The sequence below is a fragment of the Microbacterium fluvii genome (assembly GCF_025515205.1).
GTDB classification, from domain to species: domain Bacteria; phylum Actinomycetota; class Actinomycetes; order Actinomycetales; family Microbacteriaceae; genus Microbacterium; species Microbacterium fluvii.
On sequence record NZ_JAOPFX010000004.1, the window covers coordinates 148557 to 163844 of the forward strand.

Here is a 15288-nt window from a genome sequence, read left to right on the forward strand (position 1 = left end):
CACAACGACCGGCCCGCGCACAGCACGCGGGCGGAGAGGAAGTCACGATGACCAAGAGGAAGACAACCATGGGCGCGCTCGCCCTCACCTCGGCGGCGGCGCTCGCGCTGACCGGCTGCGGCAGCGCCGCGGGCGACGGAGAGGCGGCGGGCGAACCCATCACGATCGCCGTGTTCAACGGCTGGGACGAGGGCATCGCCGCATCCGAACTGTGGAAGGCCGTGCTCGAAGACAAGGGCTACGCCGTCGAGCTCGAGTACGCCGACCCGGCCGCCGTCTACAACGGCATCGCGGCGGGCGACTACGACGTGACGCTCGACACGTGGCTGCCGCTGACGCACGCCGACTACATCGCCGAGTACGGCGACGACATGGTCGACCTCGGCGTCTGGAACGACGAGGCGCAGCTCACCTTCGCCGTGAACGAAGACGCGCCGATCGACTCGCTCGACGAGCTGGCGGCGAACGCCGATCTGTTCGACAGCACGATCATCGGCATCGAGTCGGGGTCGGGGCTCGCCACCGTCACCGACGAGGCCGTGATCCCGGGGTACGGCCTGGAGGCCTTCGACCACCTCACCTCGTCGACTCCCGCCATGCTCACCGAGCTGAAGACCGCGACGGATGCCGGCGAGAACGTGCTCGTGACCCTCTGGCGCCCGCACTGGGCCTACGACGCGTTCCCGATCAAGGATCTCGAAGACCCGAAGGGGCTGCTCGGCGACGCCGAGGGCATCCACTCGTTCGCCTCGACCTCGTTCGAGCAGGAGCAGCCCGAGGTCTTCGCGTGGCTGAGCGCCTTCAAGATGGACAGCGAGACGCTGTATTCGCTCGAGAACGCGATGTTCAACGAGTACGACGGCGACGACTACGGCCAGGTCGTGCAGGAGTGGATCGGGCAGAACCAGGAGTGGGTCGACGCGCTGACCTCCTGAGGCGGGTCGGGCGCCGGCCGGATCAGGTGATCTCGCGCCGGCGGATTTTCCAGATCAGGTGATCCGGCTGAGGCAGGTCGATTTCTGCGGGATCGGCCTGTCTCGGCGAGATCTCCTGATCTCAGGGGTGGGGCTTGGGGCGCGTGACGCGACCGGGTGGCGTGTCCGAGCCGCGCGCCGGCACCGGCCAGGTCGCCGAGGGCGGGGTCGCGGATGCCGGAGTCGGAGGAGCCGGAACCGATTGCGGCGCCGCCGTGCCCGGCCTCGTCGGGGCTGCGGGCAGCTCGAGGGCGACCTTCTCTTCGAGCACCTCGAGCGCCTCGTCCGACAGCGAGATGAGGCCGTCGAGCTCCTGCCGCACGCGCCGGTAGGCGAGCTGCCGCTCGGCGGGGGTCGCGGCCTGGTCGATCGCGACCGTCAGCAGCTGCTTGGCTGTGTCGAGGCGCTTGCGCTCGCCGTCGGTGAACGTCGAGTCGCGCACGCGCCGGGCGTCGCGCTCGGCGAGGTCGAACGCGACCTCGAAATCGGTGACGGCGCTGCGGTACTCGGCCAGCTGGTCCTTCGTGAGCTTGGCCTTCGCCGAGGCCGGCCGCAGGTTGTCGGCGACCTTCTTGGCCCGCAGGAACGCCGCCGTCAGCGGCTGGCGCCCGTCGCTCATCGCGGGGAAGGCGATGAGCTTGGCGACGTCGAGCTCATAGTCGAGCCAGCGAGCGGTCACCGCGTCGTGCGCGGCGAACAGCGACTCCAGCTGGGAGCCGGTCGCCACGCGACCGGTCGCTGCGGGGCCGGATGCCGTGGGCACCGCCCCCGTGACGGGCAGCGCCTTCGCGGCGGCCGTCGCCGCCCGCAGCTCCGCCTTCGCGTGCAGCACCTCGAGCCGCCGGGTGTGGCGGCGGCGGGCCGAGCGCTCCCACGACCTGCCGACGGCGCCGGCCACGCCGAACAGCGGGAACACGAGCCACCAGTAGCTCCCGAGGAACATCCAGAACTGATCCATCGCGCCCATCATGTCAGGCAGGCCGTGTCACGGGCGCTCGGGCGGGCGCTTTCCCGCGGCCCGCTCGGTGGCCCGCGCGATCGCCTCGGCGGTGGCGGCGAGGGCCGTCTGGGCGACCGACTGCGCGAGGTCCGTCCAGTGCGGCGGTGCGGCGGCATCCGCCGGGGGAGTCGTGTCGGGCGGCACGGTGCCCGCTGCGCGCGCCGCGCGCCACGCCGACTGCTCGGCGGCGTCGAACGCGCGGGCGACGCGATGCACGGCGTCGCGGTACGCCGCGTACTGCACGGGGGTCACGCGCGCCGTCGGCGACGGGCGCAGCGCGAGCGCCTGAGACTGCTCGGCGAGGTAGGCGGCCGTGAGCGGCTGGCGCCCGTCGCTCATCGTCGGAAAGGCGATGAGCCTGGCCGGGTCGGTCTCGTAGGCCATCCAGCGCGCCGTGATCGCGTCGTGCTCGGCGATCACGCGTCGCAGCGGCAGCGCCGACGGGTCCGCCCCGGGGACGGGAACGGCCGACCGGGCGGCCCGCACATAGGCGCGGCGGGCGCGCACGTCGGTCGCGGTCGCCCTCGCCTCCTGCTGGCGGCGCTGCAGCTCGCGGCGGGCGGCAGCGAGTTCGGCGGACGAAGCGGGGCGGATGCGGTCGGCTTCGAGGCGGGCGAGATCTGCCTTGGCGAGGCTCGCCGACGAGCGGGCCTGCAGCGCCTCCGAGCGCGCGGCGCGCAGCTCGTGCCGGGCGGCGTCGTACTCGAGGCGACGGGCCGACTCTGCGCGCTGGTGGCGCACGCCGACCCAGCCGAGGGTTCCCGCGCCGACGACCACCGGCGCGATCCACCACATCTCGGCCGCCCACACCCAGAGGGGATCCACCCCTCCAGGCTACCCACCGGTGCTGATCACCGGCAGTGAGTCGGTCAGCCGAACAGCAGCGCGAGCACCGTCGCGCCGCCGGCGACGAGGATGAGGCTCACGATCACGACCCAGGCGACGACCTTGACGCGCTTCTGCCGTGCCGCCGCGAAGTCTTCGTAGTCGTCGTCTGCCATGCGCGTCAGTCTATCGGCGGCTCAGGCGACGACTTCGCGCACGATCGGCCCGAACGCGTCGGGCAGCGTCGCGCCCGAGCGCTCGCGCAGCTCGGCGGCGGTCACCGTGAACACGCCCTGCACCTCGAGGGCGGCCGGGTCGCCGTCGGCGGCCGAGTCGGTCACGCCGATCCGCAGCACGGGGTAGCCGCGGCCGTCGCACAGCCCGCGGAACTTCACGTCGTCTTCACGGGGGACGGTGACCACGACGCGGCCGGTGGACTCCGAGAAGAGAGCGGATGCGGCATCCACCCCGTCTCGCTCCATGATCTCGGTGAGCCACACGCGCGCCCCGACACCGAAGCGCAGCACGCCCTCGGCGAGGGTCTGTGCGAGGCCGCCGCCCGAGACGTCGTGGGCGCTGGAGATGAGCGACTGCTGGCCGCCGGCGTGCAGCAGCTCGGCGAGGCGCTTCTCGGCGGCGAGGTCGACCGCCGGCGGGCGTCCGCCCAGGTGGTCGTGGATGGTCGCCGCCCACTGCGAGCCGCTGAGCTCGGTGGCGGTGACACCCAGCAGGTAGATGTTCTCGCCCGGGTCCTGCCAGCCGCTCGGGATGCGGCGGCCGACGTCGTCGATCACGCCCATCACGCCCACGACCGGGGTGGGGAAGATCGGCTGGTCGCCGGTCTGGTTGTAGAAGCTGACGTTGCCGCCGGTGACCGGGATGCCGATCTCGAGGCAGCCGTCGGCGAGGCCCTCGACGGCCTGGCCGAACTGCCACATGACCTCGGGGTTCTCGGGGCTGCCGAAGTTGAGGCAGTCGGTGACGGCGGCCGGCTTCGCGCCCGTGACGGCGACGTTGCGGTAGGCCTCGGCGAGGGCGAGCTTGGCGCCCTGATAGGGGTCGAGCTGGCAGTAGCGGCCGTTGCAGTCGGTGGCGATCGCGAAGCCGAGGCCGGAGTGCTCGTCGACGCGGATCATGCCGGCGTCGTCGGGGAAGCTCAGGGCGGTGTTGCCCATGACGTAGTAGTCGTACTGGTTGGTGATCCAGCTCGTGTCGGCGAGGTTGGGGCTCGACACCAGCTGCAGGAACTGCTCGCGTAGCGCCTCGGGGTCGTCGGTGCGGGGCAGGGCCGCGGCCGAGTCGAGCTGCAGCGCGTCGATCCACGTCGGGTAGGCGACAGGGCGCTCGTACACAGGGCCGTCGACGGCGACGGTCGACGGGTCGACGTCGACGATCTGCTCGCCGTGCCAGAAGATCTGCAGACGCCCGTCGCCGGTCACCTCGCCCAGCACGCTGGTCTCGACGTCCCACTTGCCGGTGACGGCCAGGAACGCCTCGAGCTTCTCGGGAGCGACGATCGCCATCATCCGCTCCTGGCTCTCGCTCATGAGGATCTCCTCCGGCGTGAGCGTGGGGTCGCGCAGCAGCACGTTCTCGAGGTCGACGCGCATGCCCGATCCGCCGTTGGCGGCCAGCTCGCTGGTGGCGCACGAGATGCCGGCGGCACCGAGGTCCTGAATGGCCTCGACGAGCTCGTCGCGGTAGAGCTCGAGGCAGCACTCGATGAGCACCTTCTCGGCGAAGGGGTCGCCCACCTGCACGGCGGGGCGCTTGGTGGGGCCGCCGTCGGCGAACGTGTCGGAGGCGAGGATGCTGGCGCCGCCGATCCCGTCACCACCGGTGCGCGCACCGAACAGCACGACCTTGTTGCCGGCGCCGGAGGCGTTGGCGAGCTTGAGGTCCTCGTGGCGCAGCACACCGACCGCGAGGGCGTTGACGAGGGGGTTGCCCTGGTAGACCGCATCGAACACCGTCTCGCCGCCGATGTTGGGAAGGCCCAGGCAGTTGCCGTAGAACGAGATGCCGCTGACGACGCCGTGCACGACACGGGCGGTGTCGGGGTTGTCGATGGCACCGAAGCGCAGCTGGTCCATGACGGCCACGGGGCGGGCGCCCATCGAGATGATGTCGCGCACGATGCCGCCGACGCCGGTCGCGGCGCCCTGGAAGGGCTCGATGTAGCTCGGGTGGTTGTGGCTCTCGACCTTGAAGGTGACCGCCCAGCCCTCGCCGATGTCGACGACGCCGGCGTTCTGCCCCATGCCCACCATGAGGTTCTCACGCATCTCGTCGCTGACCTTCTGGCCGAACTGCCGAAGGTAGATCTTGCTCGACTTGTAGGAGCAGTGCTCGCTCCACATCACCGAGTACATCGCCAGCTCGCCCGAGGTGGGGCGGCGGCCGAGGATCGTCTTGATCTCGTCGTACTCGTCGGGCTTGAGTCCGAGCGCCCCGTAGGGCTGCTCCTTCTCGGGCGTCGCGATCGCGTTGTCGACAGTGTCGGCGACGTGCGCCGAGGAGGGGGTGGTCATGCGGCTGAGCTCCAGTATTCGCGGTCGCCGGACGGACTCAATCCTAGCCGCCCCGGCCGGGCGTGCTCAGGCGTCGGATCGGCGGGGCTGGAGTGGGGTTCGGGGCTGCAGGGGGCAGCATCCGTCCCACCGGTCCGACAGATGGACGGGGGCGGATGCGGCGTGCTCCGCCCGCGGATAGTCACGGTGCCCCGGCCAGCGGCGCGGGGATCGGTCGGCGTAGCGTCGAAGACGCCCCGTGGGCGCCCCACGGGCGTGAGGAAGGGAGCAGGCGATGAAGGCCTGGCAGTTCACCGACACCCACGAACCCCTCGTGCTGAGCGAGGTCGCAGACCCGGTCGCAGGGCCAGGCGAGGTCGTGCTGAGAATGACGGCGGCAGGGCTCTGTCACTCCGATGTGGGGCTGCTCGAAGACGAGGGCTGGCTGTCGATGCTGGCCAAGCGCCCCATCACAATCGGCCACGAGAACGCCGGCGTCGTGATCGAGATCGGCGAGGGCGTCGAGGGCATCGCCCTGGGCGATCGGTTCGGCGTCTGCCCGACGACTCCCGCAGGTGCCCCCGGCTACTCGTTCGACGGCGGCTTCGCTCCGAAGATGGCGGTCGCGGCCGAAGCCCTCGTGCCAATTCCCGACGGCGTCGACGACGTGTTCGGCGCAGCCGCGACGGATGCCGGCATGACCTCGCATGCGGCGGTCATCACCAACGGCGGCGTGAAGGCGGGTGACACCGTCGGCATCATCGGCCTGGGCGGGCTCGGCCAGATCGGCGCCCGCGTCGCGGTGCTCGCCGGCGCCACGGTCTACGTCGCCGAGGTCAACGAGGCGGTGTGGCCGCTCGCCGCAGAGATCGGTGCGGCGGGGGTCGCTGCATCCATCGCCGACTTCCCCGGTGTCGTCTTCGACGTCATCGTCGACTTCGCCGGTTTCGGCTCGACGACGGCGCAGGCGGTCGACATCATCCGCCGCGACGGCACCGTGGTCGTCGTGGGGATGGGCCGGCTCGAAGCGACGATCAGCACGAAGTCGCTGATTCTCAACCAGTGCAACCTGCGCGGGTCGAACGGCGGCTCGAAGGCCGACATTGCCGGCATCTACGAGTTCATGAAGACCGGAGACCTCGTGCCGCAGGTGACGACGATCGGGTTCGACGAGATTCCCGAGGGACTCGAGCGCCTGCACCGCGGCGAGGTGAGGGGCCGCCTGGTCGCGACGTTCGACTGAGTCGCCCGAGGGGTTGACGGATGCGGTCGCCTACTCTAACGTACAACCAAATGGTTGTAGAAACTGAGTTGAGCGATGACGAGACCGACCGGCTGTTCCACGCGCTGGCTGCGGCGACGCGACGCGACATCCTGCGGCGCACGGTCGCGCGAGAGCAGTCGGTCTCTGCCCTCGCCGCCGAGTACGACATGTCGTTCGCGGCGGTGCAGAAGCACGTCAGCGTGCTCGAGCAGGCAGGCCTCATCGTCAAGCGCGCCGAGGGGCGCGAACGGCTCGTGCGGGCGGACCCGGTCATGATCGCCAGGGCCCGCGCGCTGCTCGGTCGCTACGAAGATCTCTGGCGCGCCCGCGTCGACCGACTCGACGCACTGCTGGCCGAGCCGGGCAACTGACCCACTCGAAGGAGAGCACGATGCCTGTCACCGACATCACCACCGACCCCGAGAAGCTCACGATGACCCTCGTGGCCGACTTCGCCGCTCCCGTCGAGCGGCTCTGGCAGGTGTTCACCGATCCGCGACAGCTCGAGCGCTTCTGGGGACCCCCCGGATGGCCGGCGACGTTCGCGACGTGGGACTTCCGTCCAGGCGGCCGCATCGATTACCACATGACGAGTCCGCGGGGCGAGGCGTCTCGCGGCTCGTGGGAGGTGCTGGGCATCGACGAGGGCGCGAGCTTCGAGGTCAACGACTCGTTCGTCGGCGACGACGGCGAGAAGCTCGAGGGGTTCCCCGCGATGCGCATGGTGTTCGCCTTCGACGAGACCGCCGGCGGCTCGCGACTGACCAACGTGACCTACTTCACATCGGTCGAGGCGCTCGAGCAGACCGTGGCGATGGGCGCGATCGAGGGCTCCCGCATGGCGATGGACCAGCTCGACGCCGTGCTGCAGGACCTCCGCGACTACGCGCAGGGCAAGGGCACGCGCACCGAGCTGCTCGACGACCAGCACGTGCGCATCACGCGCCTCATCGAGGGTCCCCGGGAGCTCGTCTGGCGCGCGCACCACGAGCCCGAGCTGCTGAAGAAGTGGCTGCTGGGCCCCGACGGCTGGCAGATGATCGAATGCTCGGTGGGCGAGACCTACCGCTACGTCTGGCAGCAGGGCGACGACGAGTCGACCCGCTTCGGATTCGAGGGTGAGACGGTGCTGAGCGAATCGCCCCGTCGGGCGGTGACGACCGAGAAGATGATCGGCATGCCCGGCCCGTCGACCCTCAACGACCTGCAGCTCTATGAAGAAGACGGCGCGACGCTGCTGACCCTGCTCATCGAGTATCCAGACAAAGACACCCGCGACATGATCCTGGCCACCGGCATGACCGACGGCATGGAGACCAGCTACGCGCGCCTCGAGGAGCTCGTGCTCGTCTGACGGATGCTGCGGGCCCTGGTCCGCGGTGCGCCCCCGGCCTATGCTGTGGCCGGGGGCGCGCCATGACGGGGGATCGGCGGCGGGTGCCGAGACGGCGCCGCGTGCGGGCAGCATCCGCGATGCTGTCGGCGATCGTGCTGAGCGGATGCGCGGGCACCTCGTTCGCCGGCAGCACGCACGCGCAGACCCCGGCGCCGTCGGGCACGACGGTGCCGATCGCGCAGCTGGCGGTGGGCGACTGCTTCGGCGAGTTCGACCGCGAGAGCGACACGAGTTCGCTCGCTGTGGTGCCGTGCGACGACGTGCACATCTACGAGGTGTTCGCCGCGTTCGAGCTGCCGGAGGGCGACTACCCGAGCAAGCACGACATCGACGACGCGGCGTTCGACGACTGCGATCCGGCGTTCGCGGAGTTCATCGGCATCCCCTCGCAGTACTCGGTGCTGGAGTACTTCTACTTCGCCCCCACGAAGAAGAGCTGGGCGGAAGACGACGACCACGGCGTCGCATGCGTCGTCGGCGCCTCCGGAATCACGGTCGCAGGCAGCCTGCGCGGGTATCGGCGCTGAGGGGCGCTCAGGCTCCGTCACCGGCCGCGTGCTAGGGTTAATCGGCGCTTCAGAGCGCCTGCGTCGTCGAACGCTTCCCCGGTCTCCGACCGCTGGGCCCGAACTCGAGCGGCGAAACGATGCGCGAACCCGCGCCGTCGCCCCATCTCGCGGACCACCGTGTCCGCCCCTTCCGAAAGACCTTCTTCACCCATGTCTTCATTCGCAGACCTCGGCGTGCCCGCACGCCTGGCCGACGTGCTCACCGCCGACGGAAAGACCGAGCCGTTCCCCATCCAGCGCGACACGCTGCCCGACTCGCTCGCCGGCCGCGACGTGCTCGGCCGCGGCCGCACCGGCAGCGGCAAGACCATCGCCTTCTCGCTGCCGCTGGTGGCGCGCCTGTCCGGCGCCAACGCCGCGGCCCGCCGCGCCGGCACCGCCCGCGGCCTCGTACTCGCCCCCACCCGCGAGCTCGCGACCCAGATCGCCGCGACGATCCGTCCGCTGGCGGATGCTGCGGGCCTCACGGTCACGACCATCTTCGGCGGCGTGAGCCAGAAGCCGCAGGAGCAGGCCATGCGCGGCGGCGTCGACATCATCGTCGCGTGCCCCGGGCGCCTGGAAGACCTCATGAAGCAGGGCATCGTGCGCCTCGACCGCGTCGAGATCACGGTGCTCGACGAGGCCGACCACATGGCCGACCTCGGCTTCCTCCCCGGCGTCACCCGCATCCTCGGTGCGACCCCGCAGGGCGGGCAGCGGATGCTGTTCTCGGCGACCCTCGACCGCGGTGTCGACAAGCTCGTCTCGCGGTTCCTCCGCGACGAGGTCAGCCACGAGGTCGACGAGTCGTCGGTGCCCGCGGCCGCCATGGAGCACCGCGTGTTCGCCGTCGCCGACGACGCCAAGGTCGAGCTCGTGCGCACGCTCGCCTCGGGCATGGGCCGCCGCATCCTCTTCACCCGCACCAAGCACCAGGCCAAGAAGCTCGCCAAGCAGCTGACGGCCGCAGGCGTCCCCGCCGTCGATCTGCACGGCAACCTGTCGCAGAACGCCCGAGAGCGCAACCTCGCCGCATTCGGCGCCGAGCCCTCCGCCGGCGGTGTGCGCGTGCTCGTCGCGACCGACGTCGCCGCCCGTGGCGTGCATGTCGACGGCGTCGAGCTCGTCGTGCACGTCGACCCGCCGCTCGAGCACAAGGCCTACCTGCACCGCTCGGGCCGCACGGCGCGCGCCGGCGCCGAGGGCACCGTCGTGACGGTCATGCTCGAGTCGCAGCGCCGTGACGTGAAAGACCTGCTGCGCAAGGCCGGCATCGCGGTCGAGATCGAGCAGGTGGATGCCGCATCCGCCGCCGTGACCGACCTCGTCGGCGAGCGGGCACAGCGCGTGCAGCCGGCTCCGGTGGCCGCCTCCACGCAGAACGGCGGCGGCCGCGGTCGTCCCCGCTCGGGGGCGCAGGCCCCGCGCGAAGGCCAGGGCCAGCGCCAGGGCGGTCGCGGCGGTTCGGGCCGCGGGCAGGGCTCGGGCCGCGGTCAGTCGGCCGGTGGGCAGTCCTCGGGCGGCCGCTCACAGGGCGGCCGCGACCAGGCCGCGCGCAGCGACCAGCCGAAGGCACAGGGAGCCCGCTCGCGCCCGGCCTCGACCGGACGCGGGGCGCCCGCATCCGGCTCCCGCACCGTCTGGTCGTCCGACGGCGGCCACACTGCGGCCCCGCGCACCGGCAACCCCCGCCGTCCCCGCCGCGCCTCGCGCCCCTGACGTCGGCGGATCCCCTCTTCTCTCCCCGCAACTTGGCACCTGTTGCCGCCTCCGGCCCGTCCCGGGCGACCATAGGTGCCAAGTTGCGGGACTCAAGGACATAGGGATCGCATAGCCGGGGCTGATGGGCCGGGCGGGTGCGCGCGCCAGGATGGGCGTGCGCGCGAAAGGAGCCGCCATGACCAGGATCCCCGAGCCCGAGCAGACCCCGCTCGGACCCGCCTACGAAGGGCGGCTTCTCGCGCGCCCCGACGACGAGGTCGTCGACCAGGGTGCGGGCTTCGACATCCGCACGCTCGTCAGCCGCCGCGGCGTGCTGAGCCTCGTCGGGCTGGGCCTGGGCACCGTCGCGCTCGCGGCGTGCGGCGTGACGGGAACGGATGCCGCCGCCTCTCCCTCCGGCACGGCTGCGGCCGGCACCGCCGACGGCGAGATCCCCGACGAGACCAACGGGCCCTACCCGGCCGACGGCACCAACGGGCAGAACGTGCTCGAGGAGTCGGGGATCGTCCGCAGCGACATCACCACCAGCATCGGCGGCTCGACCCCGGTCGACGGCGTGCCGCTGTCGATGACCTTCACCGTCACCGACATGGCGTCGGGCTCGGCGCCCTTCGCCGGCGTCGCCGTCTACGCCTGGCAGTGCGATGCGCAGGGGCGGTACTCGATGTACTCCGAGGGGGTCGAGAACGAGACCTTCCTGCGCGGCATCCAGGTCGCCGATGCACAGGGTCAGGTCACCTTCCAGACGATCGTGCCCGGCTGCTACACCGGGCGCTGGACCCACATCCACTTCGAGGTCTACCCCGACGTCGACTCCGCCACCAACGGGCAGAACGCCATCGCGACCTCGCAGGTGGCCTTCCCCCAGGACATGCTCGAGACCCTGTACGCCCTCGACGTCTACCCCGACTCGGCGCGCAATCTGCAGGAGGTCGGCAGTCTCGACAACGACAACGTGTTCGGCGACGGCTACGACCTGCAGCTGGGCACGTTCACCGGCGACGCCGACGCGGGCTACACGGGCTCGCTCGCGGTCGGGGTCGACACGACCACCGAGCCGAGCATGGGCGCCGCACCGAGCGGCGGCGGGGCGCCCGGCGGCCAGGGCGGCATGCCCAGCGGTGCCCCGAGCGGCGGGCCCGGCGGCGGTCAGCCCCCCGCGCAGCCCTGAGCGGTCGGGTTCAGGCCCTGACCATCGCGTCTTCGAGGGCGACCCAGGCGAGCATCGCGCACTTCACGCGCGCCGTGAACTTCGAGACGCCGCTGAGGGCTGCCGCATCGCCGAACTCGTCCTCATCGAGCAGGATCTTGCCTCGGGAGCGCAGCGCCTCGCGGAAGTGCCCGATGAGGGTGGTGGCGGCATCCGTCTCCATGCCCTCGACCAGACCAACGAGCATCGAGGCCGACGCCTGCGAGATCGAGCAGCCGGCGCCCTCCCACGTGACGTCGCGGATGCTGCCGCCCGCCTCGTCGAGCCGCACGCGCAGCGTGATGTCGTCGCCGCAGATCGGGTTGTGCTGGTGGCTGCTGGCGGTGCGGCCCTCTTCTGCGGCGAGGCCGTAGCCGTCGCGCGCTTTGGAGTGGTCGAGGATCAGCTCCTGGTAGAGCCCGTCGAGGCCGCTCATGCGCCTGCTCCGAAGAACGCGCGCACGCCCGAGACGGCGTCGAGGAACACGTCGACATCGTCGACGGTGTTGTAGACCGAGGCGCTCGCCCGCACCGAGGCGGTCAGGCCGAATCGCGCGTGCAGGGGCTTGGCGCAATGGTGGCCGACGCGCACCGCGACGCCGCGCGCGTCGAGGAACTGCCCGACATCGTGCGCGTGCACGCCCTCGACGTCGAAGGCGGCCAAGGCCACCCGGTCGATGCCGTCGGGAGTGTCGCCCAGCAGCCGGATGCCCGGGATCTGCCGCAGGCCCTCGCGCATGCGCTGCTCCAGCATCCGCTCGTGGTCGTGCACGGCGTCCATGCCGATGCCCTCGAGGTAGCGCACCGCGGCGGCGAGGCCGACGGCCTGCGACACGGGCTGCGTGCCCGCCTCGAACTTCTGCGGCGGAGGCAGGTACTCGGCCTCGTCGAGGGTGACGGTCGTGATCATCGAGCCGCCGGTGAGGAACGGCGGCAGGTCTTCGAGCACGTCGGCGCGTCCGTAGAGACCGCCGATCGCATAGGGCCCGAGCATCTTGTGGCCGCTGAAGGCGGCGAGGTCGACGCCGAGCGCCGGCAGGTCGAGCGGCAGGTGCGGCGCCGACTGGCAGGCGTCGAGCACCGTGAGGGCCCCCTGCGCCTTCGCGCGGGCGACGAGCTCCGCCACCGGGTTGACGATGCCGAGCACGTTCGAGACGTGGGTGAAGGCGACGACCCGCGTGCGCTCGCCGATGAGGGCGGCGGCGGCATCCAGGTCGAGCGTTCCGTCGTCGTGCACCGGGATGTGGCGCAGCACGGCGCCTGTGCGCAAGGCCAGCTCCTGCCACGGGATGAGGTTCGCGTGGTGCTCGATCTCGGTGACGACGATCTCGTCGCCCGGCCGCAGCGCGAAGCGGGCGGATGCGGGGGCCCCGCGGCCCGCCGTGGCGTTGCCGATCGCGTAGGCGACGAGGTTGAGGCCCTCGGTCGCGCCGTGGGTCCACACCAGCTGCTCGGCGGGGGCGCCGACGAAGGCCGCGACGGTCTCGCGGGCGTCTTCGAACAGCACCGTCGCCTCGGCGGCGAGGGTGTGCGCGCCGCGGTGCACGGCGGAGTTGGTGCGGGTGAGGAACTCGACCTCGGCGTCGATGACGGCCTGCGGCTTCTGGCTGGTCGCGCCGGAGTCGAGGTAGACGAGCGGCTGCCCGTTCACCTGCTCACGCAGGATCGGGAAGTCCGCGCGCAGCGCGACGGGATCGAGGGTGGAGACACTCACCCTTCCAGGCTACGGCGGTTCGGCGGCCCGTGGGCGCTCGGCGGTCAGTCGTCGGGGTCGCGCATGTGCTGCACGAGGCCGTAGGGCGACTCGAAGGCGCCGGCGCGGTCGTCGCCTGCCATGGGGCGCGAGCGGCGGCCGTAGATGAGCTCGGTCGAGTCGAGCAGCCACGGCACGAGCGTGATCGACACCCCGTGCACGAGCATGAGCTGCTGGGCGATGCGGCGGGCGCGGCGGTTGTGCAGCAGGTTCTCCCACCAGTGGCCCACGATGTACTGCGGCAGGTAGACGGTGACCACCGACGAGCCGTGGGTGTCGCGGTACCGGCGGATGAACTCGGCCAGGGGAGCCGCGTAGTGCCGGTACGGCGACTCGATGACCACGAGGGGCACCGGCATGCCGTGCACCTCCCAGTCGGTCTGCACCTGCTGCGCCTCCTCTTTGGTGACGGCCACGTGCACGGCGATCGTCTTCTCGTGCTTGGCGGCGAGGGCGTAGTCCACGGCCTTCGCGACGGGCTTCTGCAGCCGGTTGACCAGAACGATCGCCAGGTCGCCGGACGAGCCGAAGTGCACGTGGTCGTCCATCGAGATCTCGTGCTCGACGTCGCGGTAGTAGCGGTGCACGCCGATCATGAGGAACGACAGCACCGGGATCGCGAGGAAGACGAGCCACGCGCCGTGCGTGAACTTGGTCACGGTGACGATCACGAGCACTGCGATGGTGAATGTGGCCCCGAGGGCGTTGATGCCCAGGCCCACTCCCGCCGCGCGCCGCTCGGCGATCGCGGTCTTCGAGAGCAGCCGCAGCTCGCGACGCCAGTGCCGCACCATGCCGAGCTGCCCCAGCGAGAACGAGACGAACACGCCGATGATGTAGAGCTGGATGAGGGTCGTCAGCCGCGCTTGGAACACGATCAGAACGACGGCGGCGGCAAGGCCGAGGATGATCATGCCGTTGGAGTAGACGAGCCGGTCGCCGCGGGTGTTGAGGGCTTTCGGCGCGTAGCCGTCGCGCGCCAGCACCGAACCCAGCAGCGGGAAGCCGTTGAACGCCGTGTTGGCGGCCAGCAGCAGCACGCAGGCGGTCGCGGCCTGGATGATGAAGAACGGGATGCTGTTCATGCCGAAGGTCGCCGCCGCCACCTGCGCCATCAGCGAGGGCTGCGGCGCCGCCTCGCAGTCGAAGCCGATGAGGTGGCACGGGTTCTCGGCGTAGTGCACGCCGGCGACGAGCGCGAGCAGAGTGAGTCCCGAGAACAGCAGGATCGCGATCGATCCCATCAGCACGAGCGTCGTCTGGGCGTTGCGCACCTTGGGCTTGCGGAAGGCGGGCACGCCGTTCGAGACGGCCTCGACGCCGGTCAGCGCCGAGCAGCCGCTTGAGAACGCCCGCAGCACGAGCAGGATGACGGCCGCCTGCGTGAGGTCTTCGGCCTGCACGGCGTACTGGGCGCTGGAGGCGACCGGCGGTGCCCCCAGCATCCACTGCACGAGACCCGTGACGATCATGACCGCCACCGAGCCGATGAAGACGTACGTGGGGATCGCGAAGGCCTGCGACGCCTCGCGCACGCCGCGGAGGTTCACGACGATGATGAGCACGACGAAGCCGACGGCCAGCTCCACCCGCAGCGGGTCGAGCCCCGGGATCGCCGAGATGATGTTGTCGACACCGGAGGCGACCGAGACCGCGACCGTGAGCACGTAGTCGACCAGCAGCGCCGCGGCCACGACGACGCCGGCCTTCTCGCCGAGGTTGGTGCGGGCGACCTCGTAGTCACCGCCGCCGGAGGGGTAGGCCTTGATCAGCTGCCGATAGCTCAGCACCACGACCACGAGCAGCGCGACGACGGCGGCCGCCACCGGCGGCGCGAACGCGAGGAACGCCGACCCTCCGATGAGCAGGATCATCAGCAGCTCCTGCGGCGCGTAGGCCACCGAGCTGAGCGCGTCGGAGGCGAAGATCGGCAGCGCCATCTTCTTCGGCAGGAGCTGGTCGTCGAGGGTCTCGCTGGTGAGCGCCTCGCCGATCAGGATGCGTTTCGCGATGGGCGTCGATTCCTCGGACGGCTCGCGACTGTCAGTGGTCACGGCGCGCGACACTACGCCTGTCGGGCGCCCGGTGCAATCCGGCGCGCTGCG

At 71.1% G+C, this 15288-nt stretch carries 14 protein-coding genes; 7 read left to right on the forward strand and 7 right to left on the reverse strand.

Annotated features, from left to right (window positions below):
• Positions 1-47: 47 nt before the first annotated feature.
• The gene (locus tag OAW74_RS14500) at positions 48-935 is read left to right on the forward strand and encodes a glycine betaine ABC transporter substrate-binding protein (protein ID WP_262875105.1); all 888 of its coding nucleotides are present in this window, start codon (positions 48-50) and stop codon (positions 933-935) included.
• A 121-nt stretch (positions 936-1056) separates the two neighbouring features.
• Here OAW74_RS14500 and OAW74_RS14505 read toward each other — a convergent pair whose 3' ends face one another.
• Genes OAW74_RS14505 through purL form a run of 4 tightly spaced genes read right to left on the reverse strand, consistent with a single transcriptional unit; the run spans position 1057 to position 5330 of the window.
• Positions 1057-1932 (reverse strand): hypothetical protein, encoded by an 876-nt coding sequence (locus OAW74_RS14505; RefSeq protein WP_262875106.1) that lies wholly within the window; start codon positions 1930-1932, stop codon positions 1057-1059.
• A gap of 27 nt (positions 1933-1959) precedes the next feature.
• The gene (locus tag OAW74_RS14510; RefSeq protein ID WP_262875107.1) at positions 1960-2799 is read right to left on the reverse strand and encodes a hypothetical protein; all 840 of its coding nucleotides are present in this window, start codon (positions 2797-2799) and stop codon (positions 1960-1962) included.
• A 44-nt stretch (positions 2800-2843) separates the two neighbouring features.
• Complete coding sequence (locus tag OAW74_RS14515) at positions 2844-2975, reverse strand: hypothetical protein (protein WP_262875108.1); 132 nt, start codon at positions 2973-2975, stop codon at positions 2844-2846.
• A gap of 21 nt (positions 2976-2996) precedes the next feature.
• Positions 2997-5330: a phosphoribosylformylglycinamidine synthase subunit PurL gene (gene purL / locus OAW74_RS14520; protein ID WP_262875109.1), complete on the reverse strand. Its 2334-nt coding sequence runs from the start codon at positions 5328-5330 to the stop codon at positions 2997-2999.
• 274 nt (positions 5331-5604) lie between these two features.
• Here purL and OAW74_RS14525 point away from each other — a divergent pair, with 274 nt between their 5' ends.
• The 6 genes from OAW74_RS14525 (at position 5605) to OAW74_RS14550 (ending at position 11413) form a co-directional block, all read left to right on the forward strand.
• Positions 5605-6552, forward strand: a complete 948-nt coding sequence (locus OAW74_RS14525; protein WP_262875110.1) for a zinc-binding dehydrogenase — start codon at positions 5605-5607, stop codon at positions 6550-6552.
• Positions 6553-6602: 50 nt separating this feature from the next.
• Positions 6603-6944, forward strand: a complete 342-nt coding sequence (locus OAW74_RS14530) for an ArsR/SmtB family transcription factor (protein WP_262875111.1) — start codon at positions 6603-6605, stop codon at positions 6942-6944.
• A 20-nt stretch (positions 6945-6964) separates the two neighbouring features.
• On the forward strand, positions 6965-7927 hold the full coding sequence (locus OAW74_RS14535; protein ID WP_262875112.1) for an SRPBCC family protein: 963 nt from the start codon (positions 6965-6967) through the stop codon (positions 7925-7927).
• 83 nt (positions 7928-8010) lie between these two features.
• The gene (locus OAW74_RS14540; protein ID WP_262875113.1) at positions 8011-8496 is read left to right on the forward strand and encodes a septum formation family protein; all 486 of its coding nucleotides are present in this window, start codon (positions 8011-8013) and stop codon (positions 8494-8496) included.
• 192 nt (positions 8497-8688) lie between these two features.
• Positions 8689-10239 carry a DEAD/DEAH box helicase gene (locus OAW74_RS14545; protein WP_262875114.1) on the forward strand — a complete coding sequence of 517 codons (1551 nt, stop codon included), beginning with the start codon at positions 8689-8691 and terminating at the stop codon, positions 10237-10239.
• A 178-nt stretch (positions 10240-10417) separates the two neighbouring features.
• On the forward strand, positions 10418-11413 hold the full coding sequence (locus OAW74_RS14550; protein ID WP_262875115.1) for an intradiol ring-cleavage dioxygenase: 996 nt from the start codon (positions 10418-10420) through the stop codon (positions 11411-11413).
• A 10-nt stretch (positions 11414-11423) separates the two neighbouring features.
• Here OAW74_RS14550 and sufU read toward each other — a convergent pair whose 3' ends face one another.
• The 3 genes from sufU to OAW74_RS14565 are packed head-to-tail and all read right to left on the reverse strand — an operon-like array spanning position 11424 to position 15249.
• The gene (sufU, locus tag OAW74_RS14555) at positions 11424-11867 is read right to left on the reverse strand and encodes a Fe-S cluster assembly sulfur transfer protein SufU (protein ID WP_262875116.1); all 444 of its coding nucleotides are present in this window, start codon (positions 11865-11867) and stop codon (positions 11424-11426) included.
• On the reverse strand, positions 11864-13144 hold the full coding sequence (locus OAW74_RS14560; protein WP_262875117.1) for a SufS family cysteine desulfurase: 1281 nt from the start codon (positions 13142-13144) through the stop codon (positions 11864-11866). The genes sufU and OAW74_RS14560 overlap by 4 nt, the downstream gene beginning before the upstream one ends.
• A 44-nt stretch (positions 13145-13188) precedes the next feature.
• On the reverse strand, positions 13189-15249 hold the full coding sequence (locus OAW74_RS14565) for an APC family permease (protein ID WP_378734114.1): 2061 nt from the start codon (positions 15247-15249) through the stop codon (positions 13189-13191).
• Positions 15250-15288 lie beyond the last annotated feature (39 nt).

Excerpts from the sequence above, each read along its gene's own strand:
- OAW74_RS14545 (WP_262875114.1), top strand. The coding sequence starts at position 8,689 with ATGTCTTCATTCGCAGACCTCGGCGTGCCCGCACGCCTGGCCGACGTG.
- OAW74_RS14530 (WP_262875111.1), top strand. The coding sequence starts at position 6,603 with ATGGTTGTAGAAACTGAGTTGAGCGATGACGAGACCGACCGGCTGTTC.
- sufU (WP_262875116.1), bottom strand. The coding sequence starts at position 11,867 with ATGAGCGGCCTCGACGGGCTCTACCAGGAGCTGATCCTCGACCACTCC.
- OAW74_RS14525 (WP_262875110.1), top strand. The coding sequence starts at position 5,605 with ATGAAGGCCTGGCAGTTCACCGACACCCACGAACCCCTCGTGCTGAGC.
- OAW74_RS14500 (WP_262875105.1), top strand. The coding sequence starts at position 48 with ATGACCAAGAGGAAGACAACCATGGGCGCGCTCGCCCTCACCTCGGCG.
- OAW74_RS14505 (WP_262875106.1), bottom strand. The coding sequence starts at position 1,932 with ATGGATCAGTTCTGGATGTTCCTCGGGAGCTACTGGTGGCTCGTGTTC.
- purL (WP_262875109.1), bottom strand. The coding sequence starts at position 5,330 with ATGACCACCCCCTCCTCGGCGCACGTCGCCGACACTGTCGACAACGCG.
- OAW74_RS14535 (WP_262875112.1), top strand. The coding sequence starts at position 6,965 with ATGCCTGTCACCGACATCACCACCGACCCCGAGAAGCTCACGATGACC.
- OAW74_RS14515 (WP_262875108.1), bottom strand. The coding sequence starts at position 2,975 with ATGGCAGACGACGACTACGAAGACTTCGCGGCGGCACGGCAGAAGCGC.
- OAW74_RS14550 (WP_262875115.1), top strand. The coding sequence starts at position 10,418 with ATGACCAGGATCCCCGAGCCCGAGCAGACCCCGCTCGGACCCGCCTAC.